Source organism: Candidatus Nanopelagicales bacterium (genome assembly GCA_041393815.1).
Lineage (GTDB): Bacteria > Actinomycetota > Actinomycetes > S36-B12 > JAWKJK01 > JAWKJK01.
The window spans coordinates 31,147-54,383 of record JAWKJK010000005.1; the positions used below are offsets into that span (position 1 = coordinate 31,147).

Genomic DNA, 23,237 nt, shown 5'->3' on the forward strand with positions numbered 1-23,237 from the left:
AGCTGGGGACGAATCACACCCGTGTAAGTCGCTGCTCCCGGCCTCCAGGCCGCATCCCCACCCACCTCCGCCACTCCCGCTCCGCCGGCGACGCCTCCCCCTCCACGACGGAATGAGTCTGGGCGTCGTTTTCGGGCCGAAATGCGGCCTCCAAGCAACGCCCAGACTCATTCGGCCGCGAGGTGGCGCGGCGGCCGGGGCTACCCGGGGTCAGACGGAGCCCTGGGTCAGAGGAGCTCGAGGATGGTGGCGTTGGCCATGCCGCCGCCCTCGCACATGGTCTGCAGGCCGTAGCGGATGCCGTTGCGGCGCATGTGGTGCACCAGCGTCGTCATCAGCCGGGCCCCGGACGCCCCGAGCGGGTGGCCGAGGGCGATCGCGCCGCCGTTGGCGTTGGTGAGCTTGGGGTCCGCGCCGATCTCGGCGTACCAGGCCCCGACCACGGACGCGAAGGCCTCGTTGACCTCGAACGCCCCGATCTCGTCCAGCCGCAGCCCGCTGCGGCCGAGCACCTTGTCGGTGGCCGGGATCGGCCCGGTGAGCATGATCACCGGGTCCACACCCGCGAGCGCCACCGTGTGGAAGCGGGCCATCGGGGTGAGCCCGAGCTCGGCGGCCTTCTCCGAGGTGGTGATGAGCAGCGCCGCGGCGCCGTCGGAGATCTGCGACGCGTTGCCCGCGGTCACGACGCCGGTGTCCAGGAACGGGGTCTTCAGCCCGGCCAGCGACTCCAGGGTGGTCCCCGGCCGCACGCCCTGGTCCACCGTGACCGGGCCGGCCTCCGTCTCCACCGGCACGATCTCCTCGGCGAACAGGCCCTCGGCGGTGGCGTACGCGGCGCGCTCGTGCGACGCGACCGCGATCTCGTCGAGCTGCTGCCGGGTGAGCCCCCAGCGCTCGGCGATCATCTCCGCGGAGATGCCCTGCGGCACCAGCTGGTCCTCGTAGCGCGCCTTCATCATCGGGCCGAACGGGCCGTCGCCCCCGAGCGCGTTGGAGAACATCGGCACCCGCGACATCGACTCCACGCCACCCGCGACGACCATGTCGTAGTGCCCGGCCACGACCCCGGCGGCCGCGAAGTGCGCGGCCTGCTGGGAGGACCCGCACTGCCGGTCCACGGTCACCCCGGTCACGTCCTCGGGGAAGCCGGCGGCCAGCGCGGCGTTGCGGCCGATGTTGAACGCCTGCTCGCCCACCTGCCCGACGCAGCCCCAGATCACGTCCTCGACGAGCGCGGGGTCGACCCCGGTCCTCCCGACCAGGCCCTGCAGCGCCACCGCGGACAGGTCGACCGGGTGGATCCCCGACAGCACCCCCTTGGCCGGCTTGCCGACCCCGATCGGGGTACGGACGGCTCCGACGATGACGGCGTCGCGCTGGCTCACGGGAGGACCTCCTGGTCGATGGTTACCCGACGGTAACAAGGCTGCGGGCCCGGGGGAAGGGCGGGCACGAGCCGACCCCGCCGGCGGGCAGCGCCGGCTAGGACAGCACGACCCCGAGCGGGGCAACCAGTTGCTGGATCTGCACCGTGCGCACCATGACCGCGATGACCAGGACGGCGAGGACGGTGAGGCACCCCAGTGCCTGCCACAGGGTGCGGTTGCGCTGCGGCGCGTACGCCAGGATCGCCGCCACGATCGCGCCCACGACCAGGCCGCCGAGGTGCGCGCGCCAGTCGATGCCCGGGGCGACGAACCCGATGACCACGTTGATGGCGAGCAGGATCAGGACCTGGGTCACGTCGTAGCGCAGCCGACGTCCGGCCACGATCAGCGCGCCCATCAGGCCGAAGATCGCGCCGCTGGCGCCGACCGAGACGGTGCGCAGGTCGGAGAACCAGTACGACGCCACGCTGCCGCCGAGCGCGGCCAGCACGTACAGCGCCAGGTAGCGCACGTGCCCGAAGATCCGCTCCAGGGTCGGGCCGAGCACGAACAGCACGTACATGTTGAACGCGATGTGCAGGATCGAGCCGTGCAGGAAGGCGCTGGTGATCAGCCGCCACCACTCCCCGCCCACGGCGACGCCGACCGGCCACATCCCCCAGTCGCCGGCCATCGCGTTGATGCCGAGGCCGAGCTGCACCAAGAAGACGGCGAGGTTGATGCCGATGAGCGTCCAGGTCACCTTCGCCTGGGCGACCATCCGGCCGCCGAACGGGGTGCGCGCCTCGCGCACCGTCGCCTGGCCGCCCTGGACGCACTCCGGGCACTGGAACCCGACCGCGGCCGGCGTCATGCAGTCCGGGCAGATGGGCCGCTCGCACCGGGCGCAGCGGATCCACGTCTCCCGGTCCGGGTGCCGGTAGCACCGCGGCGGGGAGGCGACCTGCGGGGGTTCAGGCCCGGTCGGGGGCTCCGGCTCGGCCGGGCGCCCAGGCTGGGTCGGGGGCTCGGGCTCGGTCACGCGGGACGCGGGGTCACTCGGACCGCTCGACCGTGACCCGCTCGATCGTGACGTCCTGCACCGGGCGGTCCTGCGCGCCGGTCGGCGTTCCCGCGATCCGGTCCACGACGTCACGCGAGGGCTGGTCGGCGACCTCGCCGAAGATGGAGTGCTTGAAGTTCAGCCACGCCGTCGGGGCGACGGTGATGAAGAACTGCGAGCCGTTGGTGTTCGGCCCGGCGTTGGCCATGGCCAGCAGGTACGGCCGGTCGAACTGCAGCTCGGGGTGGAACTCGTCGCCGAACTTGTAGCCCGGGCCGCCGGTGCCGCGGCCGAGCGGGTCGCCGCCCTGGATCATGAACCCCGGGATCACCCGGTGGAAGATCGTCCCGTCGTACAGCGGCGCGGTGGTCTTCTGCCCGCTGCGCGGGTCGGTCCACTCCTGGGTGCCCTCGGCCAGTCCGAGGAAGTTACGGACCGTCTTCGGCGCCTGGTCGGGGAAGAGGAGCACCTTGATGTCGCCCTCGGACGTGTGCAGGGTCGCGTAGGTCTCAGCCACGTCCCGCATCCTCGCACGACCCGCAGGGCTCCGCCGGACGGCCCCGGACCGGTGACGGACCGGGCCGTCCTCAGTCGATGACGGCGCGGTCCCCGCCGGCGGTGCGGGCCCGGGCCAGTCGCTCCTGCGCGGCCGCCAGCAGTCCCGCCCCGGCGTCCCCGGCGGGGGCGTCGGCGCCGGCCGCCGAGGCGCTGGCCGTCACCACCCCCGCGGGCGCCCGCTCGTAGCGGATCGCCAGCCCGCGCACCGTCGCGGGGACCGGGTCGGCCAGCTGCACCGCTTCGGCGAACGTGGTCTCCGGCAGGAGCACCGCGAACTCGTCCGGGGCCGTGCGCGCCAGGATCGCCCCGGGCCGCGCGGCCAGCGGCCGCAGCGCGTCCGCGACCGACACCAGGACGTCCTCGCCGGCCAGGTGGCCGTACACGTCGCCGTAGCCGGCCAGGTCGTCCAGGCCGACCAGCAGCAGCGCCAGCGGGCGGGCGGTCGCCGCCGCCCGCGCCGACTCCGACTCCAGCCGCTCGTCGAAGGAGATGCGGTTCAGGGCCCCGGTGAGCAGGTCGCGGAAGGACAGCTCGGCGAGCATGTCCGCCTGCTGCTTGAGCAGCAGGTGGGTGCGCGACCGCGCCTTGAGCACCCGGGGGGTCACGGGCTTGGCGATGTAGTCCGCCGCCCCGGCCTCAAGGCAGTGCGACTCGATCTCCGGCAGCACCTCTCCGGTGATGAACATGACCGGGATGTGCCGCACGTTCGGGTCCGTCTTCAGCTCGCTGATGACGTCGAACCCGTCCTGCCCCGGCATGGACACGTCGAGCAGGATCAGGTCGGGCATCTCGCTGCGGGCCAGTCGCAGACCGTCGGCCCCGTTGTTGGCCACGATCACCGTGCCGGTGTCCGCCAGCAGCTGGGTGAACAGCGTGGTGATGGTGGGGCTGTCGTCGACCACCAGGATGGTCGGGGTCGTGCCGAACCCGTCGGACTCGTACGCCATGTCCGGATCGTAGGAGTGGCGACGGGGTGGATGTCGGTTGGATGCTGTGCGGGTACGAGGTTCCTTGCCGCCGGCGGGGACGGTCGTGAAGGGCGGGACGCCAGGTGACCGCGGATCAGGGACGGCGGGGGCTGCCGGTGCCGCAGTGGTGGCGCTCCCTCGTGGCGTGGGCGCGCAGCCTGGTGGTGTCGCCCGCCGAGCTCGTCGGCCGGATCCTGCTGCGGGACCGGCCCGAGCCGACCCGCGAGGTCTGGACCGAGTCCGGCCGGCTGTGGATGCCCCCCAACAAGGAGATCGAGATCAGCGTGGTCATGCCGGCCTACAACCCCGGGGCGGGCCTGCGCCCCGCGGTGGACCGGCTGGTGTCGGTGATGCGCGAGGCCGGGGTCGGGTTCGAGGCCATCGTGGTCAACGACGGGTCCACCGACGGGTCGATGGCGACCCTGGAGGGGGCCGGTCCGGAGGTCCGGATCGTCGAGCTGCCCGCCAACCGCGGCAAGGGCGGCGCGCTGCACGCCGGCTTCTCCCGGGCCCGCGGCTCGTGGGTCGGCTTCGTCGACTCCGACGGAGACATCGACCCCGCGCACCTGGTCCGCTACCTCGAGGTGGGCCGGGCGACGGGCGCGGACATGGTGTACGCCAACAAGAAGCACCGGGAGTCCATCTCGGCCTCATCGCCGTTCCGCAAGGTCGTGTCGCTGGGGTTCTCCACGCTGGTGTCGACGCTGTTCACCCTGGGCGTCAACGACACCCAGACCGGCTGCAAGCTGCTGCGCCGCGAGGTCCTGGCCGACGTGCTGCCCCGGCTGCGGGAGACCCGGTTCGCGTTCGACCTCGAGCTGTTCGTCGCCGCGTCGACGGCCGGCTACACGACCGCGATCGCGGCGCCGGTCGAGCTGCAGGAGCGGATGTCCGGCTCCTCGGTCACCAAGTCGACGATCCTGCGGACCCTCAAGGACGCCCTCGTCGTGCTGGCGCGCCGGGAGTCGACGCAGACCTACGACCGCGCCGTCCGCCCCCAGGCGCAGGTGTACGCCCGCGGGGTCGGCAAGCCCCGCGGCGGTTCCGGCAGCTCCGGGAACCCGGCGGCGTAGCCCCGGGCGCACCGGTCCCGATCGCGCTCAGCGCCGATCGGGGTCAGCGCCGATCGGGGTCAGCGCCGATCGGGGTCAGCGCCGCCGGCGGTGGTGCAGCCGGACCACGCCGTGGTCGTGCGCCTCGGCGGCGACCAGGTCCCAGCGCTGCAGCCGGCCGTAGGTCGACTGCTCCCACAGCGGGATGCCGGCGCGCAGCAGCAGCGGCATGACGAACACCTCCGTCTCCTCGACGAGGTCCTCGTCGAGGAACAGCCGCAGCGTCTGCGCCCCGCCGACGATCCACACGTCCCCGGGGCTGGCGGCGTTGAGGCGGTCGAGGCAAGACAGCGGGTCGGTCCCGTCCCAGGCCTCGACGTCCGGGGGGACGTCGTCGTCGAGCGGCCGGTGCGTCAGGACAGCAGTGCGCCGACCCGGGTAGGGCCACTCGCCGAACGTGCGCACCTGGTCGTACGTCGCGCGACCCATCACCAGGCTGCCCACGGCCGCCAGGAAGCGCTCGTAGCCGAGGTCGCCGGGGTCGAACTGGTCCAGCCAGCCCACGCCGCCGTCGGGATCGGCGAGGTAGCCGTCGAGGGAGATCGCGGCGTACAGCACGACCCGGGAGGACATCCTCCGGACGGTAGCGCTCCGACGCGGGCTGCGGACCCGCGCGCGAGGATCAGACGGGTGCGCGGGTGATCCGGGTGGAGGCGAGGGGACTTGAACCCCTAACCCCCGCCTTGCAAAGGCGGTGCTCTGCCAGTTGAGCTACGCCCCCGGACGGGGCCAGGGTCAGCGCAGGTCCGGGGCCGCAGTGGCCTCGGTCCACAGGTCCTGCTCGGCCCGGCTGGCCGAGACCTGGCGGTAGACGAGGTAGCCGATTCCGGCAAGGGCGACGAGGAGCAGCAACTTCTTCACGTGGGCCTAGGAGGACTTGAACCTCCGGCCTCTTCCTTATCAGGGAAGCGCTCTAACCGTCTGAGCTATAGGCCCGTGATGCGCGCAGAAGGCTACCCGACCCCTCCGGGACGGGACAAAACCGGCCAGCGGGCCCGACGGCGCTCAGGCGTCGTCGGAGAGCGTGACCTCCAGGCCGCCGGTGATGCCGACGGTGAGGTTGTAGAGGAACGCGAACAGCGTCGCCAGCATGGAGACGATGACGATCTCGACCGACCCGATCACCAGGGTCACACCCATGACCCGGTTGAAGTCGACGAGCTGCATCATGTCGAAGGTCTCGGTCCCCCCGCCGACGACCTCGTTGACGTTGCGGGAGACCGCGTCGAAGACACCGGTCATGTCCAGCACGTACCACAGCGCGGCGACGGCGATCCCGAGCACGATCGCGATGGACAGCGCCAGCATGAACGACGCCTTCATCACCGACCACGGGTCGATCCGGGTGACGTAGAGGCGGGCCCGCCGAGGGCCGGTCGGCCGCACCGTTGCTCCGGTGGCCTGGGCCGTCATCGGGGGGGCCCCGGCCTGCGGCGCCGACCGCGTCAGCGGCGCGGACCGCACCACCCGCGGGTCCAGCGGCGGCTGCGCAGGGGACGGCGGCGTGCCCGCCGAGCCGGACGTCTCCGTCCGCTGGGTGCCGCTCATCCTCGCCTCTCCCGCCGCCGGGGAACTCCCGGACGCGCTGCGTCAGGACCCGCTGTCGGGCCCGTCCGAGTCACCATGATGACCGTTCGGAGCGGAATCCGCGTCCCCACCCACCTCTTCGGCGTGGTTCGGGCCGTCCGCGGGCCCCTCGACCGCCGGGTCCGCAGCACCGTCCGACTCGCCGTCCTCCTCGTCCTCGTCGGCCTCGGGCTCGGCCAGCCGGGCCACCGCGACCACCGACTCGTCCGCGCCCAGATCCATCAGCTTCACACCCATGGTGTCCCGGCCGGAGGCCCGCACCTCGGCCACCCGCGTGCGGATCACGATCCCGTTGCTGGCCACCGCGAAGATCTCGTCGTCGACGTCGCAGACCAGGGACCCGACCAGCGAGCCGCGCTCCTCGACCAGCCGCATCGCGCGGACCCCGAGGATGCCGCGGCCCTTGGTCGCCCACTCCTGCACCGACGTGCGCTTGGCGTAGCCGCCGTCGGTCACCGTGACGACGTACGCATCGGGGCGGACCACGTCCATCGACAGCAGCGCGTCGTCACCGCGGAACCGCATGCCGATCACGCCGGACGTCGCCCGGCCCATCGGGCGCAGCTGCGCGTCGTCGGCGCCGAACCGAGCCGACATCCCCTTGCGGGACACCAGCAGCAGGTCATCCTCCGGACCCACCAGCTGCGCGGAGATCACCTCGTCGTCGTCGGACAGGTTGATGGCGATGATGCCGCCGGTGCGGTTGGAGTCGAACTCGCCCAGCCGGGTCTTCTTCACCATCCCCGACCGGGTGGCGAGCACGAGGTACGGAGCCTGCTCGTAGTCGCGCAGGCACAGCACCTGGGCGATCGCCTCGTCCGGCTGGAACGCCAGCAGATTCGCCACGTGCTGGCCGCGGGCGTCCCGCGCGGTCTCGGGCAGCTGGTAGGCCTTCGCCCGGTAGACCCGTCCCTTGTCGGTGAAGAACAGGATCCAGTGGTGCGTCGTGGTCACGAAGAAGTGCTCGACCGCGTCGTCCTGCCGCAGCTGCGCGCCGCGTACGCCCTTGCCGCCGCGCCGCTGCGCGCGGTACAGGTCGCTGCGGGTGCGCTTGGCGTAGCCGCCCGCGGTGATGGTGACGACCACGTCCTCCTCGGCGATGAAGTCCTCGTCGGACATGTCGCCGTCCCAGGGCACGAACGAGGTGCGCCGGTCGTCGCCGTACTTGTCGACGACCTCGGTGAGCTCGTCGGCGACGATGGTCCGCTGCCGGGCCTCGGAGGCGAGGATGTCGTTGTAGTCGGCGATCTTCGCCATCAGGTCGTCGTACTCGTCGATGATCTTCTGCCGCTCCAGGGCGGCCAGCCGGCGCAGCTGCATGTCCAGGATCGCGGTGGCCTGGACCTCGTCGATCTCCAGCAGCGCCATCAACCCGACGCGGGCGTCCTCCACCGTCGCCGACGCCCGGATCAGCGCGATGACCTCGTCGAGGGCGTCGAGGGCCTTGAGGTAGCCGCGCAGGATGTGCGCGCGCTCCTCGGCCTTGCGCAGCCGGTAGCGCGTGCGCCGCTGGATGACCTCGATCTGGTGGTTGATCCAGTAGCGGACGAACTGCTCCAGCGTCAGCGTGCGCGGGACCCCGTCGACCAGCGCCAGCATGTTGGCGCCGAAGGTGTCCTGCAGCTGGGTGTGCTTGAACAGGTTGTTGAGCACCACCTGCGGCACGGCGTCGCGCTTGAGCTCGATGATCAGCCGCATGCCGGTGCGCGAGGAGGAGTCGTCGCGCACGTCGGAGATGCCCGACAGCTTGCCGTCGCTGACCAGCTCGGCGATGCGCAGCAGCAGGTTGTCCGGGTTGACCTGGTAGGGCAGCTCGGTGACCAGCAGGTACGTGCGCCCGCGGGAGTCCTCCTCCACCGTGACGACCGCGCGCATCGTGATCGAGCCGCGGCCGGTCCGGTAGGCCTGCTCGATCGTGTGCCTGCCGACGATCAGCGCCCCGGTCGGGAAGTCCGGGCCCTTCACCCGCTCCAGCAGCGCCTCCATCCGCTCCTCGCGGCTGGCGTCGGGGTTCTGCAGCGCCCACAGCACGCCGTCGGCGACCTCGCGCAGGTTGTGCGGCGGAATGTTGGTCGCCATCCCGACCGCGATGCCCGCGCTGCCGTTGACCAGCAGGTTCGGGAACCGTGCCGGCAGCACCACCGGCTCCAGCGTGCGGCCGTCGTAGTTCGGCGCGAAGTCGACGGTCTCCTCGTCGATGTCGCGCACCATCTCCATCGCCAGCGGCGCCATCCGGCACTCGGTGTAGCGCTGCGCCGCCGGCGGGTCGTTGCCCGGCGAGCCGAAGTTGCCCTGTCCCTGCACCAGCGGGTAGCGCAGCGACCACGGCTGCGCCAGCCGCACCAGCGCGTCGTAGATCGCGGAGTCACCGTGCGGGTGGTAGTTGCCCATGACGTCGCCGACGACCCGGGCGGACTTGGAGAAGTTGCGGTCCGGCCGGTAGCCGCCGTCGTACATCGCGTACAGCACCCGGCGGTGCACCGGCTTCAGGCCGTCCCGCACGTCCGGCAGCGCCCGGGACACGATGACGGACATCGAGTAGTCCAGGTAGGACCGCTGCATCTCGACCTGCAGGTCCACCGGCTCGATCCGGTGGTGCAGCGTCGGATCCCCCTCGTCGCCGGAGCCGGAGCCGGGGGTCCCGGGGCCGGGCAGGTCGGTGCCGGTGATGTCGGTGTCGTCGGGCACGGGTCAGTCAGTCCTTCCGGCGCGGAACCGGCGCCGCGGGGCGCCGGCCTCGCACGTCAGATGTCGAGGAACCGGACGTCCTTGGCGTTGCGCTGGATGAAGTTGCGGCGGGCCTCCACGTCCTCGCCCATGAGGACGGTGAACATCTCGTCGGCCTGGGCGGCATCGTCGAGCGTGACCTGCAGCAGCACCCGGCGCTCCGGGTCCATGGTGGTCTCCCACAACTCGTCGGCGTTCATCTCGCCGAGGCCCTTGTAGCGCTGCACGCCCTCCTCCTTGGGCAGCTTGCGCCCGGCGGCCAGGCCGGTCTCCATCAGCGCGTCCCGCTCGCGGTCGGAGTACGCGAACTCCGCGGTCTCGCGCTGCCACTTGATCTTGTACAGCGGGGGCTGGGCGAGGAACACGTGCCCCCGCTCGACCAGCGGTCGCATGAACCGGAACAGCAGCGTCAGCAGCAGGGTGCGGATGTGCTGGCCGTCGACGTCGGCGTCGGCCATCAGCACGACCTTGTGGTAGCGCAGCCGGTTGATGTCGAAGTCGTCGTGCACGCCGGTGCCGAACGCCGAGATCAGCGCCTGCACCTCGTTGTTCTGCAGCACCTTGTCGATGCGGGCCTTCTCGACGTTGAGGATCTTGCCGCGGATCGGGAGGATCGCCTGGATCCGCGGGTCGCGCCCCTGCCGCGCGGACCCGCCGGCGCTGTCTCCCTCGACGATGAAGATCTCGCACTCCTCCGGCTCGCGGGAGGAGCAGTCGATGAGCTTCCCCGGCATGCCGGACCCGCCGAGCAGGCCCTTGCGGTTGCGGGCCAGGTCGCGCGCCTTGCGGGCCGCGATCCGCGCGGAGGCGGCGTTGACCGACTTGCGCGCGATCTCCTTGCCCTCGGCCGGGTTCTTCTCCAGCCACTCGCCGAGCTGCTCGTTGACCAGCTTCTGCACGAACGTCTTCATCTCGGTGTTGCCGAGCTTGGTCTTGGTCTGGCCCTCGAACTGCGGCTCGGCCAGCTTGACGCTGACGATCGCGGTGAGTCCCTCGCGGATGTCCTCGCCGGTGAGGTTGGCGTCCTTGTCCTTGAGCACGCCCCACTCGCGGGCGAACTTGTTGAGCAGCGTCGTCAGCGCCGCCCGGAAGCCCTCCTCATGGGTGCCGCCCTCGGTGGTGTTGATGGTGTTGGCGAACGTGTAGACCGACTCCGAGAAGCCGCTGTTCCACTGCATCGCGATCTCGGCGCTCATGCGCTGGTCGTCGGTCTCCGCCGACACGTCGATCACGGTGGGGTTGGCCGGGCCCTTGCTGGCGTTGAGGTACGTGACGAAGTCGGCGATGCCGCCCTCGTAGTGGTAGGTGACCGAGCGCTGCTGCAGCTCCTCCACGTCACCGTCGTCGTCGATCGCGGGGGTCTCGACCGCCCGCTCGTCGGTCAGCGAGATGGTCATGCCCTTGTTGAGGAACGCCATCTCCTGGAACCGGCGCGACAGCGTCTCGAAGTCGTAGTGCGTCGTCTCGAAGATGTCCTGGTCGGCCCAGAACGTGACCGTGGTGCCGGTGGAGTCGGTGGCCTCTCCGCGGGCGAGAGGAGCCGTGGGGACGCCGTGCAGGTAGGACTGCCGCCACACGTACCCGTCCCGGCGCACCTCCACGTCCAGGCGGGTGGACAGCGCGTTGACGACGGACACGCCGACGCCGTGCAGACCGCCGGACACCGAGTAGCCGCCGCCGCCGAACTTGCCGCCGGCGTGCAGCACGGTGAGGACGACCTCGACCGCGGGCTTCTTCTCCACCGGGTGCTCGTCGACGGGGATGCCGCGACCGTCGTCGACGACGCGCACCGCGCCGTCGTCGAGCAGGCTCACCGAGATCTGGGAGGCGTAGCCGGCCATCGCCTCGTCGACGGAGTTGTCGACGACCTCGTAGACCAGGTGGTGCAGGCCGCGCTCCCCGGTGGAGCCGATGTACATGCCCGGGCGCTTGCGCACCGCGTCGAGCCCCTCGAGCACGGTGATCGCGCTGGCGTCGTACGACACGGCGGAGGTGCCTCCTCGGGCCTCGGGCGGACCGGCCGCGGTACGGACCCGGTCACGGCACAGGCCGCTCGCTCCGGCCGGCGCGCGGACGCGCCGGGGGCCGGGGAAGCGGCCTGTGTGTTCGGCTCATCCTACCGCGTTGCGGGGCCCCGACCGGCTCGGGACGGCCCCTGGGGACAACGTGGGCGCGTCGACCCCCCGGTCCGGTGTCCCCCCTCGCGGAACCGGTCCGAGGGCGTCTGGCTGCCGGAAACCGTGTCGGCGTCAGCCGTAGGTGTCCCGCGGACCGCGGCCGGGCACCCGGCGGGGACCGGAGGGGCGTACCGGCGCGGCCGGGCCGACCACCCGCACGTCCCGGATGACGCCGCCGCCGAGCTCGGCATCGAGACGGGAGCGCAGCGACGGCAGCAGCAGCCGCAGCTGGGTGGCCCAGGCCGTGGACGACGCGCGCAGCAGCAACCGCCCGCCGCGGCCGTCCGGGCCGGGCTCGAACGACTCCGGGACCACGTGCTCGGCCAGGTCCGGTCCGACGATCTCCCGCCACCGGCCGATCAGGCCCCCCGCGGCCGCCTCGGCCTGCCAGCCGCGCTCGCGCACCAGCCGGTCGACGGCGCTGCCGAGCCGCTGCGGGTCACGCTCGTCCGGGCCCGGGCCCGAGCGGGGCTCCTCGTCCGGCGCCACGCGCCGCACCGCGCCGGACCGCGCGGTCGGCCGGGACGTCGGCGCCCCACCGGAGCCACCGGTGTCGGCCCGGGTGCGCCGCCGGGCGTCCGCGCGGGCCCGGGCCAGCGCCGCGCGCGCCAGGTCCACCCCGTCCGCCGCCGGCCGGCTCTCGGGCCCCTCGTCCGGCCGGTCAGGCGACACGGCGCACCTGCCCGTCCAGGACGTCGACCCGTCCCCCGTCGAGCTCGACGGGGACGTCCTCGGCCACGGCCGCGGTCACCAGCACCTGCGGCGCGGGGGCGACCAGCTCGGCCAGCCTGCGCCGGCGCCGGGTGTCCAGCTCGGCGAACACGTCGTCGAGCACCAGCACCGGCTCGCCGTCGGGGCCCGCCTCGCCGCGCAGCAGGTCGTAGCAGGCCAGCTTGAGTGCCAGCGCGTACGACCAGGACTCGCCGTGCGAGGCATAGCCCTTGGCAGGGAACTCGCCCAGCAGCAGGCGCAGGTCGTCGCGGTGCGGCCCGACCAGGGTGACGCCGCGGTCCAACTCGTCCCGGCGCCGGGCGGCGACCGCATCGAGGATGACCTGCTCCAGCCCGGAGCGGTCCACCCCCGGGTCCAGCTCGCCCAGCGAGGACTGGTACCGCAGCGTGGTGGCGGCACCGCCGGACGACACCGCGTCGTACGAGGCCGCCACCAGGGGCTGCAGCGAGGACACCAGGTCCAGCCGCGCCGCCAGCAGGTCGGCCCCCAGGGTGGCGAGCTGGGTGTCCCAGACCTCCAGCGTGCGGACGACCTCCCCCTCGTGCGAGCGCCGCGCGATGCCGGCGGACTTCAGCAGCGCGTTGCGCTGCTTGAGCACCCGCTCGTAGTCCGCGCGCACCCCGGCGAACCGGGGCGCCCGCTGCACGAGCAGGTCGTCCAGGAAGCGTCGGCGGTCCGACGGGTCTCCCTTGACCAGCGCCTGGTCCTCCGGTGCGAACAGCACGGTGCGCAGCAGCCCGAGCACCTCACGGGCCCGCGGCACCGGTGCGCGGTTGATGCGCGCCCGGTTGGACCGTCCCGGCGCGATCTCCACCTCGAGCAGCAGCGACCGGTCGCCGCGGACCACCTCGGCGCGGACCACGGCGCGCTCCGCGCCGGCGCGGACCAGCGGAGCGTCGGTGGCGACCCGGTGGCTGCCGAGGGTGGCGAGGTAGCCGACGGCCTCGACCAGGTTGGTCTTGCCCTGCCCGTTGGGGCCGACCAGCGCGGTGACGCCGGGTTCGAGGAGGAGGTCGACCTCGGGGTAGCTGCGGAAGTCGGTGAGGGCGAGCCTGCGGACGAGCACGGCGGCAGCGGACGCCGGGGCGCCCGTCAGCCGGCCAGCCGGACCGGCATGAGCAGGTAGCGGTACTCCGGTGCCGGCTCGGCGCCGACCTCCGCCGCCCCCGACAGCACCGCCGGCCGGTTGGACTGGGTGAACGACAGCCGGATCACCGGGGCGTCGACGGCACCCAGACCGTCGAGCAGGTACTGCGGGTTGAAGGCGATCTCGATCGCGTCGCCCTCCACCCGGCACTCCAGCGCCTCCGAGGCCTGCGCCTCGTCGCCGGTCCCGGCGCTGAGCAGCAGCTCCTCGCCCTCGAACGCCAGCCGCACCGGGGTGTTGCGCTCGGCGACCAGCGCCACGCGCTTCACGGCCTCGACCAGCGGGCCGGTCTCCACCGAGGCGACGGTCGCGGCCTCGTTGGGCAGCAGCGAGCGGTACTTGGGGAACTCCCCGTCGAGCAGTCGGGTCGTCGTCCTCCGCCCCTGCCCCTCGAACCCGATGAGCCCCTCGCCGACGCCCCCGGAGGCCAGCGCGATCTCCACGATCTCGGCCCCCGCCAACGACTTCGCGGTCTCGGCCAGCGTGCGCGCGGGCACCAGCGCCTGTGCCTCCAGGCCCGAGGACTCCGGCGACCAGGCGAACTCGCGCACCGCGAGCCGGTAGCGGTCGGTGGCGGCGAGGGTCACGGTGCCGCCGTCGATCTCCAGCCGGATGCCGGTCAGCGTGGGCAGGGTGTCGTCACGCCCGGCGGCCACGGCGACCTGCGCGACGGCGGCGGCCAGGGTCGCGCCGGCCACGGAGCCGGAGGTCGTGGGCATCGCCGGGAGGCTGGGGTAGTCGTCGACGGGCAGCGTCGGCAGGGTGAACGACGAGCGCCCGCAGCGCACGGTCACCCGGGTGCCCTCCAGCGCCAGCTGCACCGGCTGCGCGGGCAGCGACCGGGCGATGTCGGCCAGCAGCCGACCGGACACCAGCGCGCGGCCCGGCTCCTCCACGTCGGCGGCCACGCCGACCCGGGCGGACACCTCGTAGTCGAAGCTGGACAGCCGCAGTCCGTCGTCGGAGGTGGGGTCCGCCTCGACCATCAGCCCGGCCAGCACCGGCAGCGACGGCCGCGAGGGCAGGGTGCGCGCCGCCCAGGCGACGGCATCGGCGAGCACGTCCCGCTCGACCCGGAACTTCAACGTGTCCTCCCAACGACGAGGTGCCCGCATCCTGTCAGCACCGGGGGGTGCCGTGCATGCCGCACCGTCCCCAGGCCGCTCGGTGCGTGGGTCTGGGGATTCCGCTGCCGTGAGTATCAGTCCCGTCGTCATCATCGGGGCGGTGGATGCTGGGGACACGCCGCATCCGTGCAGGTCGGACCGCGTGTCGCCGTCCCCAGCGGCTGGGGACGGGGCCGGGCCCGGCTGTGGACGGCTCGGGAGGAGCACCGCCCCGGCCGGGCCGGCAGTCCACCATCCCCAGGTCCGTCCCCGACCGGTCCCCGGACCCTGGGTGGGTTGTCCACAGGCCGGCCGGGAGTCGCACGCGCGCCCAGGGTCGCCGTACGAGGCGGACAGGGGTGCCGTCGGCGACGTCCCACCGATCGGGACGAAGATCCACATGACTGTCCCCAAGCGGGGGATGACGCGGGGACGGCCCCGGGGTCTGCCCCCCGGGGGTCAGCCGGCGCGGGCCTGCGACTTGATCCGGCTGGTGAGGTCGGTGACCTGGTTGTAGAGGCTGCGCCGCTCGGCCATCAGCTGGCGGATCTTGCGGTCGGCGTGCATGACGGTGGTGTGGTCGCGGCCGCCGAAGGCCTGGCCGATCTTGGGCAGGGACAGGTCGGTGAGCTCCCGGCACAGGTACATCGCGATCTGGCGGGCGGTCACCAGCACCCGGCTGCGCGAGGACCCGCACAGGTCGTCGACCGACACCCCGAAGTACGCCGCCGACTGGGACATGATCAGCGCGGCCGTGATCTCCGGGCCGGTGTCGGAGGGGATGAGGTCCTTGAGCACGACCTCCGCCAGGCCGAGGTCCACCGGCTGACGGTTGAGGCTGGCGAACGCGGTGACCCGGATCAGCGCGCCCTCGAGCTCGCGGATGTTGGTGGAGATCTTCGAGGCGATGTACTCCAGCACCTCGGGCGGGGCGACCAGCCGCTCCTGCGCGGACTTCTTGCGCAGGATGGCGATCCGGGTCTCCAGGTCCGGCGGCTGGACGTCGGTGATGAGGCCCCACTCGAACCGCGAACGCATCCGGTCCTCGAAGTCCTGCAACTGCTTGGGCGGCAGGTCCGAGGTGACGACGATCTGCTTGTTGGCGTTGTGCAGCGTGTTGAACGTGTGGAAGAACTCCTCCTGCGTCTGCACCTTGCCGGACAGGAACTGGATGTCGTCCACGAGCAGCACATCCACGTCGCGGTAGCGGCGCTGGAACGCGGCCGCCTTGTCGTCGCGGATGCTGTTGATGAACTCGTTGGTGAACTCCTCCGAGCTCACGTAGCGGACCCGGGTGCCCTGGTACAGCGTGCGGGTGTAGTGCCCGATCGCGTGCAGCAGGTGGGTCTTGCCCAGGCCGGACTCGCCGTAGACGAACAGCGGGTTGTAGGCCTTCGCCGGCTGCTCGGCGACCGCGACGGCCGCGGCGTGCGCGAACCGGTTGCTGGAGCCGATGACGAACGTGTCGAAGGTGTACTTCGCGTTGAGCCGGCCGTCCTCGGCGCGAGCCGTCGGCGAGCCGGTGCCCGGGCGCTGGTCCTGCGACCCCACGAGGTGCAGGGGCGGCCGGTCGGCGGCGGCCGGTCCGACGGCCGGCTGCGCCGGGGGTACGGGGGTGCGGGTGTCGGCGGTCCGGCTGTCGGGGGACCGGCCATCGGGGTGGCTGGTCGCCGGACCGGTGCGGGTGAGCAGGCCCACGGTGGCCGGACCCGCCTCGCCGGCCGTCGGCTCGTTCGGGCCGGTGCCGGCCTCGCGCACCGACGGACCGGCCCCGGCAGTGGCGGCGGCCCCGGTCGGGCCGGGGTCGCCGGCGTAGGTAGCGTCGGCGACCTCGTCGGTGGCGTCCTCGTCCAGGCTGGGCGCGATCGAGGGGTCGACGGTCACCGCCAGCCGGATCTCCCGGCCGACGATGGCGCTGAGGGCGTCCACGACCAGCGGGCGCAGCCGGGTCTCCAGCACGTCCTTGGTGAACTCGTTCGGCGCGGCGACCAGCGCGGTGTCCTCGACCAGGCCGAGCGGGCGGGTCAGTCCGACGAACGCCCGCTGCTGGGGGGACAGGGCGCCGTCGGAGAGGCTGTCGAGGGCCCGGGTCCAGACGCTGGCGAGGTCGACCGCGTTGTCCACAGACCCTCCGTCTCCCCCGCGACAATGATCCACAACGTTGTCCACAGGTGTGGACGGTAGGGACCGAGCGGGGACACTAGTCACCGGCGGGGGGCCGGTTCAAGCCGTTGTCCTCAGGTCGGGACGAAAACACGGGTGGTCCCCGGCGTGTCGCGCAGGTGTCCGCAGGACCGGGTGTGATGCTGCCAGGTTCCCCGAGCGGCGAGGGCACCGGGTGTCGCTCCCGGACCGGGTTTGACCGGCCCGGCCGGCGCTTCGTACCCTCGGGGGCGGTCCGCGTACGCGGCCGTTGTCGCATGCCCACGCAGTCCGGGCCCCGACCCTGCCCGACCGATCCGTGATCGGCCGAGGCGGCGCGCGGGGTGCGGGGCGTCGGCGTCCGGTGGCGGCTGACCGTGGCCCGCTGTCCTCCGCACCTTCCCCGACCGGTCCCGGCGACCGGCGACGCGCGACCAGGAGCCCCGCATGAAGCGCACGTTCCAGCCGAACACCCGTCGGCGCGCCAAGACCCACGGCTTCCGGCTGCGGATGCGGACCCGGGCCGGTCGCTCGATCATCTCGGCCCGCCGGTCCAAGGGCCGCGCCCGCCTGTCGGCCTGACCGACGCCCGCCCGGGACGTCGTGCGTCCACCACGCCCGGCTCGCCGACCACGGCCCGCGATGCTGCCCGCCCCGCACCGGTTGCGCCGCGGTGACGACATCCGTCGCACCGTCCGGCGCGGTCGCCGCGCGTCCCGGGGCGTGCTCGTGGTCCACCTGCACACCGATCCGGACGCCCACCCCGCGGCTCCGGCGCGGGCGGCCTTCGTGACCGGGCGCTCTGTGGGCTCCTCGGTGGTCCGGCACCGGGTCACCCGGCGGCTGCGCGAGCTGGTCCGGGCCCGTCTGGACCGGGTCCCCGCCGGGTCCCGCCTGGTCGTGCGGGCGCTCCCCGACGCGGCCACCGCGGACTCCGCCCGGATGGGCGCCGACCTCGACGCCGCACTGGCCGCGGTCCTGACCCCCGCGTCGGCGACCGCAGGGCGGTCCGGCTCATGAGCGGCGCGCCGAGCCTGACCGCCGTTGTGTCGGCGCTGCATCGGGCCTGGTCGCTGACGCTGGGCCGGGTGCTCGGCTGGGTGCTGATCGGGCTGATCCGCTTCTACCAGCTGGTCATCTCGCCGCTGACACCGCCGACCTGCCGGTTCCACCCCTCGTGCTCGGCGTACGCGCTGGGCAGCGTGCGGCGGCACGGCCCGGTCAAGGGGTTCCTGCTGTCGTCCTGGCGGGTGCTGCGCTGCAACCCCTGGAACGCCGGCGGACTGGACCCGGTGCCGCCCCCGGGGTCCTGGCGCCCGGAGATCTTGCCGGACGGGCGTCCGCGGACCCCGGCCACTCCCCCCACGACTCTGTCAGCGGACGATCCGTACCGGAATCCGGACTGCGGCCACGTCCACGCGGACGGTGATCACCGAACCGGCGTCCGTCCCACGGACCTCCACCACAGCGACGTCCACCACAGCGACGTCCACCACAGCGACGTCCACCACACCACAGCGCTGGGAGCCTGAGTGTTCATCCTCGACTGGCTGCGCACCGCGGTCTCCTGGATCCTGGTCCAGTTCCACAGCCTGCTCAGCACCGTCATGGACCCCGGGGCGGGCGTCACCTGGGTGCTGTCGATCGTCGGCCTCGTGATCGTCATCCGGATCCTGCTGATCCCGCTGTTCGTGAAGCAGATCAAGTCCCAGCGCAACCTGCAGCTGATCCAGCCGCAGATGAAGGAGATCCAGAAGAAGTACGCCGGCGACCGCGAGCGGCAGTCGCAGGAGATGATGAAGCTCTACCGGGAGACCGGGACCAACCCGCTGGCCTCCTGCCTGCCGATCCTGCTGCAGGCGCCGATCTTCTTCGCGCTGTTCTCGGTGCTGCAGGGCATCGCGACCAACACCCCGCAGGGGGTGTTCCAGTGGCCGCAGTACGCCGCCCAGTTCGAGTCCGCCCGCGAGGCGGTCTTCCTCGGGGTGCCGCTGTACGGCACCTTCCTGGGTGCCGCCGAGACGCCGAACCCGACGGCCACGCACATCCTCACGCTGATCCTGATCATCCTGATGTCCACCACGACGTTCATCACCCAGCGCCAGCTGATCGTGAAGAACACCGCGCCGGACAACCCGATCGTGCGGCAGCAGAAGATCCTGCTGTACGTCTTCCCGCTGGTCTTCGCCGTCGGCGGCATCAACTTCCCCGTGGGCGTGCTCGTCTACTGGTTCACCACGAACCTGTGGTCCATGGGCCAGCAGTTCTACGTGATCCGCAACAACCCCCAGCCGGGGACGCCGGCGTACGAGGCGTGGCAGCAGCGCAAGGCGGAGAAGGCGGCGCGCAAGGCTGGCGGCTCCGGCGCCGCCGAGGTCACCGGGGCAGGGACGACCGGGTCCGGCTCGACCGCCTCCGGGGCCGGAACGACCGGGTCCGGCTCGGCGGTCGGCACCGCGGAGGAACCACCGACGCCCACCCGGGTCCAGCCCAAACGGCAGTCCCGGGCGAAGAGATCCGGCCCGCCACCGAAGAAGCGCTGAGGCCGACGATGACCGACAGCACGCAGGAGGACCGGATGCCGCAGGACGCCGTGGACGAGGTCGTGGCGGAGATCGACCTGGACACCCAGGAGGAACCGGCGGAGGCGGGCACGCCGAAGCCCGCCGCCGGAGCCGAGCTGCTGGTCCAGGAGGGCGACGCCGCCGCCGACTACCTCGAGGGCCTGCTCGACATCGCCGACCTCGACGGGGACATCGACATCGACGTCGAGGGTGACCGAGCGCTGGTGTCCATCGTCGAGGCGTCGCCCGGCGACCTGGGGCACCTGGTGGGCGACGGGGGCGAGGTCCTCGACGCGCTGCAGGACCTGGCCCGACTGGCCGCCACCCGGGAGACCGGCGAGCGGTCCCGGCTCATGCTCGACGTCGCCGGCTACCGGGCCGAGAAGCGCCGGGCGCTGGAGAGGGTCGGCACCGAGGCTGCGGAGCGGGTCAAGCAGACCGGTCAGCCGGTGCGGCTGGAGCCGATGACGCCGTTCGAGCGCAAGGTCGTGCACGACGCGGTCGCGGCGGCCGGCCTGGTCAGCGAGTCCGAGGGCGAGGAGCCGCAGCGCCGGGTCGTGGTCCGGCCCGCCTGAGGGCCGACGTGACCCCGTCCGAACGCTCCCCCGGCGACGGTGTTTCCCGTGAAACACCGTCCCCCGATCCGTCGTCGCCCCCGTCGCGCGACTCGGACCCGCGGGCAGCGGAGCACGTGCCCCCGGCCGAGACGCTCCCGGAGTGGCTGCGACCGGCCCGGGCCGGCCTGGTGGCCTACGCCCGACTCCTCGCCGGGGACGGGGTCGAGCGGGGGCTGATCGGTCCTCGGGAGGTGCCCCGGCTGTGGGAGCGGCACCTGCTCAACTGCGCGGTCGTGGCCGATCCCGCCGCCGGGCTGGTGCCGCCGTCGGCGGCCGTCGTCGACGTCGGGTCCGGCGCCGGGCTCCCGGGCCTGGTGTGGGCGCTGGTGCGTCCGGACCTGCGGGTGGAGCTGGTCGAGCCGCTGCTGCGGCGGGCCACCTTCCTGGAGGAGGCGGTCGCCGCCCTGGACGTCGCCACCTCGCACGGCCCCGACCCGCGGTTCGCCGACCGCGTCCGGGTCAGCCGGGCCCGGGCGGAGGAGCTCGCCGGCGGCCCCGGTGCCACGGTCGTCACCGCCCGCGCGGTCGCCCCGCTGGACCGGCTGGCGGCCTGGACGTTGCCGCTGGCCCGCCCCGGCGGTGTGCTGCTGGCACTCAAGGGCGCGTCGGCCGGGCAGGAGCTGGAGGCCGCCGCCGCGACCCTGCGGGCCGGCGGGGTGACGACGCTGGACGTCGTGCGGTGCGGGGACGGGGTGGTGGATCCCCCGACCACGGTGGTCCGCGCGGTCCTGGGCGCGAGAGGATGGTCCCCGCCGGCCGGCCGGTCCCGGCGGGGCGGCCGCTCCGGCGGGACCCCACGGAACCGACCGGGTGCCTCCCGGACCACTCCGTAGCGGCCCGACCGGCGCCCACCGGAGGGACCGAGACCCCAGCGGCCCACCCCGAGGGGCCCTCCCCGAGGGGCCGGAGCCGAACGGCCCACCCCAGCCCTGACCCGCGGGGCCGGACCCGAGCGAGACCCCGAGGAGCGACGATGACCGACCCGGACCGCCCGGCGCACCCCTCGGGCCTGGGCTGGCCGAGCACGGCCGGCTGGGACCCGGACGGGCCGGGGCCGCTGACGGCGCCGGATCCCACCGAGGTGGCGCCGTCCCCCGGTGTTTCCCGTGAAACACGCGGCGGAGGCTGGGTACCGGACGACGCCCACCGCGCCGGCCTGGGCTGGCCGGAGGACGACGACCCGCCGGCCGCCGCGGACCCGTCGCCCGCCACGGACCCGTCGCCCGCCGCGGACCCGTCGGCCGCCGCGGACCCGTCGGCCGCCGACAGGGACGACGGGTGACCGCGCCCCGGTACGGCGGGCTGGACCACGGGCCCGCCGCGGAGTCCGATGACACCCCGTTGGCCCGGTCGGCGCACGCCGCGGTCCGGGTCCGCTCCGGTCGGGCCGGCGACCTGCCTCGCCCACCCCGGACCCGGGTCGTCACGGTGGCCAACCAGAAGGGTGGCGTCGGCAAGACCACCAGCACGGTGAACCTGGCCGCCGCTCTGGCGCTGCACGGCCTGGAGGTCCTCGTCGTCGATCTGGACCCGCAGGGCAACGCCTCCACGGCACTCGGCCTGCCGCACCACACCGGCACCCCCTCGGTCTACGAGGTCCTCGTCGACGGTCTCCCCCTGGCCGACGTGGTGGGCGCCGCCGACGGCGTGCCGGGACTGTGGGGCGTGCCGGCGACCATCGACCTGGCGGGTGCGGAGATCGAGCTGGTCTCGCTGGTCGCCCGCGAGTCCCGGCTGCGCCGGGCGCTCGAGGCCTACCTGCCCCAGCACGCGCGCCGGTCCGGGCGACCGCTGGACTACGTCTTCATCGACTGCCCGCCGTCCCTGGGACTGCTCACCGTCAACGCGATGGTCGCGGCGCGGGAGGTCCTGTTGCCGATCCAGTGCGAGTACTACGCGCTGGAGGGCCTGGGACAGCTGCTGCGCAACGTGGACCTGGTGCGCGCTCACCTCAACCCCGAGCTCGAGGTCAGCGCGATCCTGCTCACCATGTATGACGGCCGGACACGGCTCGCCGCCCAGGTGGCCGAGGAGGTGCGGGAGCACTTCGGCCCGCGTGTCCTGCCCACCGTGATCCCGCGCTCGGTGCGGGTGTCGGAGGCACCGTCCTACGGGCAGACCGTCCTCACCTACGATCCCGGGTCGACGGGGGCGCTGTCCTACCTGGAGGCCGCGGCCGAGCTCACCCGGACCGGACGCGACTCCGGTCTGGCCCCGGGATGACACGATCACATACCAGGGCGAACCACCACAGAACCGGACGAAAGGCGGTCGGATGAGCGTGCGGCGCGGGCTGGGCCGCGGCCTGGGGGCCCTGATCCCCACGGCGCCGATCCCCACGCAGCCGTCGGAGGAGACCGACGCCCCGACGCACGACGGCCACCGACCGGACGCGGGTCCCGATGCGGCCACCGACGCGACCACCGGCACCGGCGCCGACGCAGTGGGCACCGGGGCGGCCACCCCGGGGTGGCACGCCGACCGGGCACCGGCCGCGGTGGACGAGGTGGACGGGGTTGAGGACACCGAGGACGAGGCTGTGCACGAGGTGCCGGGGGCCACGTACGCCGAGATCCCGGTGGACGCGATCGTGCCCAACCCGCGCCAGCCCCGGCAGGTCTTCGACGAGGAGGCGCTGGCCGAGCTGGTGCACTCGATCCGGGAGATCGGCCTGCTGCAGCCGGTCGTGGTGCGCCCGGCGGAGGCCGGTGGCTACGAGCTGGTCGCCGGTGAGCGGCGGTGGCGGGCGACCCAGCAGGCCGGCCTGGACACGATCCCCGCCATCGTGCGGCGGACCACCGACGACGCGCTGCTGCGCGACGCCCTGCTGGAGAACCTGCACCGCGCCCAGCTCAACCCGCTGGAGGAGGCCGCGGCCTACAGCCAGCTGCTGCAGGACTTCGGCTGCACCCAGGAGGAGCTGTCCCAGCGACTGGGTCGCAGCCGTCCCCAGGTGGCCAACACCCTCCGGTTGCTGCGGCTGCCGACCGACGTGCAGCGACGGGTCGCTGCCGGGGTCCTGTCCGCCGGGCACGCGCGGGCGCTGCTCGCGCTGGACGACGAGGAGGCGATGACCCGGCTGGCCGGGCGCGTCGTCGCCGAGGGGCTGTCGGTGCGCGCGGTCGAGGAGATCGTGATGGTGGGTGACGGCGACGGACGCCCGCGCAACAGGACCCCCCGGCCCCGCGGCCCCCGTGCCGTCGACCCGGACCTGGTCGCGCTGGCCGAGCGTCTCGCCGACCGCCTGGACACCCGGGTCCGGATCGAGCCCGGGGCCTCCCGCGGGCGTGTCGTCATCGACTTCGCGGATGTCGACGACCTGCGCCGGATCATGGGCCTGGTCGATCCCGACCTTTCCTGACCGAGG

22 protein-coding genes, 2 tRNA genes and 1 pseudogene are annotated in these 23,237 nt (G+C 73.2%); 10 read left to right on the plus strand and 15 right to left on the minus strand.

Translation table 11 applies throughout. The features are described 5' to 3' along the window. Positions 1-227: 227 nt before the first annotated feature. The 4 genes from R2737_14185 to R2737_14200 form a co-directional block, all read right to left on the minus strand. Positions 228-1,388, minus strand: a complete 1,161-nt coding sequence (locus R2737_14185) for a thiolase family protein (protein ID MEZ5117407.1) — start codon at positions 1,386-1,388, stop codon at positions 228-230. 97 nt (positions 1,389-1,485) lie between these two features. Further along, positions 1,486-2,244 carry a rhomboid family intramembrane serine protease gene (locus R2737_14190; GenBank protein MEZ5117408.1) on the minus strand — a complete coding sequence of 253 codons (759 nt, stop codon included), beginning with the start codon at positions 2,242-2,244 and terminating at the stop codon, positions 1,486-1,488. 181 nt (positions 2,245-2,425) lie between these two features. Then, positions 2,426-2,959, minus strand: coding sequence for a peptidylprolyl isomerase (locus R2737_14195; protein MEZ5117409.1), 534 nt, complete (start codon positions 2,957-2,959; stop codon positions 2,426-2,428). A gap of 61 nt (positions 2,960-3,020) precedes the next feature. Continuing rightward, positions 3,021-3,938, minus strand: coding sequence for a response regulator (locus tag R2737_14200; GenBank protein MEZ5117410.1), 918 nt, complete (start codon positions 3,936-3,938; stop codon positions 3,021-3,023). A 104-nt stretch (positions 3,939-4,042) separates the two neighbouring features. Between R2737_14200 and R2737_14205 the strand changes: the two genes are divergently transcribed. Next, a complete protein-coding gene (locus R2737_14205; GenBank protein MEZ5117411.1) occupies positions 4,043-5,032 on the plus strand; it encodes a glycosyltransferase family 2 protein in 990 nt (329 codons plus the stop codon). A gap of 75 nt (positions 5,033-5,107) precedes the next feature. Here the strand turns inward: R2737_14205 and R2737_14210 are convergent, their stop codons facing one another. From R2737_14210 to dnaA, 11 genes are all read right to left on the minus strand, one after another. Continuing rightward, positions 5,108-5,644 (minus strand): dihydrofolate reductase family protein, encoded by a 537-nt coding sequence (locus R2737_14210; GenBank protein ID MEZ5117412.1) that lies wholly within the window; start codon positions 5,642-5,644, stop codon positions 5,108-5,110. 75 nt (positions 5,645-5,719) lie between these two features. Then, positions 5,720-5,792: transfer RNA gene (locus R2737_14215), tRNA-Ala, on the minus strand. Between the two features lie 14 nt (positions 5,793-5,806). Beyond that, on the minus strand, positions 5,807-5,932 hold the full coding sequence (locus R2737_14220) for a DLW-39 family protein (GenBank protein ID MEZ5117413.1): 126 nt from the start codon (positions 5,930-5,932) through the stop codon (positions 5,807-5,809). Between the two features lies 1 nt (position 5,933). Then, positions 5,934-6,007 (minus strand) — tRNA-Ile (locus R2737_14225). Positions 6,008-6,076: 69 nt separating this feature from the next. Next, positions 6,077-6,619 carry a DUF3566 domain-containing protein gene (locus tag R2737_14230; protein MEZ5117414.1) on the minus strand — a complete coding sequence of 181 codons (543 nt, stop codon included), beginning with the start codon at positions 6,617-6,619 and terminating at the stop codon, positions 6,077-6,079. 42 nt (positions 6,620-6,661) lie between these two features. Next, a complete protein-coding gene (gene gyrA, locus R2737_14235; GenBank protein ID MEZ5117415.1) occupies positions 6,662-9,346 on the minus strand; it encodes a DNA gyrase subunit A in 2,685 nt (894 codons plus the stop codon). Positions 9,347-9,402: 56 nt separating this feature from the next. Next, complete coding sequence (gyrB, locus tag R2737_14240) at positions 9,403-11,370, minus strand: DNA topoisomerase (ATP-hydrolyzing) subunit B (protein ID MEZ5117416.1); 1,968 nt, start codon at positions 11,368-11,370, stop codon at positions 9,403-9,405. A gap of 264 nt (positions 11,371-11,634) precedes the next feature. Next, on the minus strand, positions 11,635-12,234 hold the full coding sequence (locus R2737_14245; protein ID MEZ5117417.1) for a DciA family protein: 600 nt from the start codon (positions 12,232-12,234) through the stop codon (positions 11,635-11,637). Then, the gene (recF, locus tag R2737_14250) at positions 12,224-13,360 is read right to left on the minus strand and encodes a DNA replication/repair protein RecF (GenBank protein MEZ5117418.1); all 1,137 of its coding nucleotides are present in this window, start codon (positions 13,358-13,360) and stop codon (positions 12,224-12,226) included. The genes R2737_14245 and recF overlap by 11 nt, the downstream gene beginning before the upstream one ends. Positions 13,361-13,386: 26 nt before the next feature. Further along, positions 13,387-14,526: a DNA polymerase III subunit beta gene (dnaN, locus tag R2737_14255; protein ID MEZ5117419.1), complete on the minus strand. Its 1,140-nt coding sequence runs from the start codon at positions 14,524-14,526 to the stop codon at positions 13,387-13,389. 480 nt (positions 14,527-15,006) lie between these two features. Then, on the minus strand, positions 15,007-16,671 hold the full coding sequence (gene dnaA, locus R2737_14260; protein ID MEZ5117420.1) for a chromosomal replication initiator protein DnaA: 1,665 nt from the start codon (positions 16,669-16,671) through the stop codon (positions 15,007-15,009). Positions 16,672-17,136: 465 nt separating this feature from the next. Here dnaA and rpmH point away from each other — a divergent pair, with 465 nt between their 5' ends. The 9 genes and pseudogenes from rpmH to R2737_14305 all read left to right on the plus strand — a co-directional run bounded on the left by rpmH (position 17,137) and on the right by R2737_14305 (position 23,231). Beyond that, positions 17,137-17,271 carry a 50S ribosomal protein L34 gene (gene rpmH / locus R2737_14265; protein ID MEZ5117421.1) on the plus strand — a complete coding sequence of 45 codons (135 nt, stop codon included), beginning with the start codon at positions 17,137-17,139 and terminating at the stop codon, positions 17,269-17,271. Positions 17,272-17,331: 60 nt separating this feature from the next. Then, complete coding sequence (locus R2737_14270; protein ID MEZ5117422.1) at positions 17,332-17,709, plus strand: ribonuclease P protein component; 378 nt, start codon at positions 17,332-17,334, stop codon at positions 17,707-17,709. Positions 17,710-17,777: 68 nt separating this feature from the next. Then, a pseudogene (gene yidD, locus R2737_14275) lies at positions 17,778-17,990 on the plus strand (membrane protein insertion efficiency factor YidD). A gap of 231 nt (positions 17,991-18,221) precedes the next feature. Further along, positions 18,222-19,232 (plus strand): membrane protein insertase YidC, encoded by a 1,011-nt coding sequence (gene yidC / locus R2737_14280; protein ID MEZ5117423.1) that lies wholly within the window; start codon positions 18,222-18,224, stop codon positions 19,230-19,232. An 8-nt stretch (positions 19,233-19,240) separates the two neighbouring features. Then, a complete protein-coding gene (locus R2737_14285; protein MEZ5117424.1) occupies positions 19,241-19,828 on the plus strand; it encodes a R3H domain-containing nucleic acid-binding protein in 588 nt (195 codons plus the stop codon). A 116-nt stretch (positions 19,829-19,944) separates the two neighbouring features. Further along, positions 19,945-20,703, plus strand: coding sequence for a 16S rRNA (guanine(527)-N(7))-methyltransferase RsmG (locus R2737_14290; GenBank protein MEZ5117425.1), 759 nt, complete (start codon positions 19,945-19,947; stop codon positions 20,701-20,703). Between the two features lie 140 nt (positions 20,704-20,843). Further along, the gene (locus tag R2737_14295) at positions 20,844-21,152 is read left to right on the plus strand and encodes a hypothetical protein (GenBank protein ID MEZ5117426.1); all 309 of its coding nucleotides are present in this window, start codon (positions 20,844-20,846) and stop codon (positions 21,150-21,152) included. Continuing rightward, positions 21,149-22,093 carry a ParA family protein gene (locus R2737_14300; protein MEZ5117427.1) on the plus strand — a complete coding sequence of 315 codons (945 nt, stop codon included), beginning with the start codon at positions 21,149-21,151 and terminating at the stop codon, positions 22,091-22,093. Before R2737_14295 ends, R2737_14300 begins: the two co-directional genes overlap by 4 nt. 52 nt (positions 22,094-22,145) lie before the next feature. Further along, positions 22,146-23,231, plus strand: a complete 1,086-nt coding sequence (locus R2737_14305) for a ParB/RepB/Spo0J family partition protein (protein ID MEZ5117428.1) — start codon at positions 22,146-22,148, stop codon at positions 23,229-23,231. The last annotated feature ends 6 nt before the right edge of the window (positions 23,232-23,237 follow it).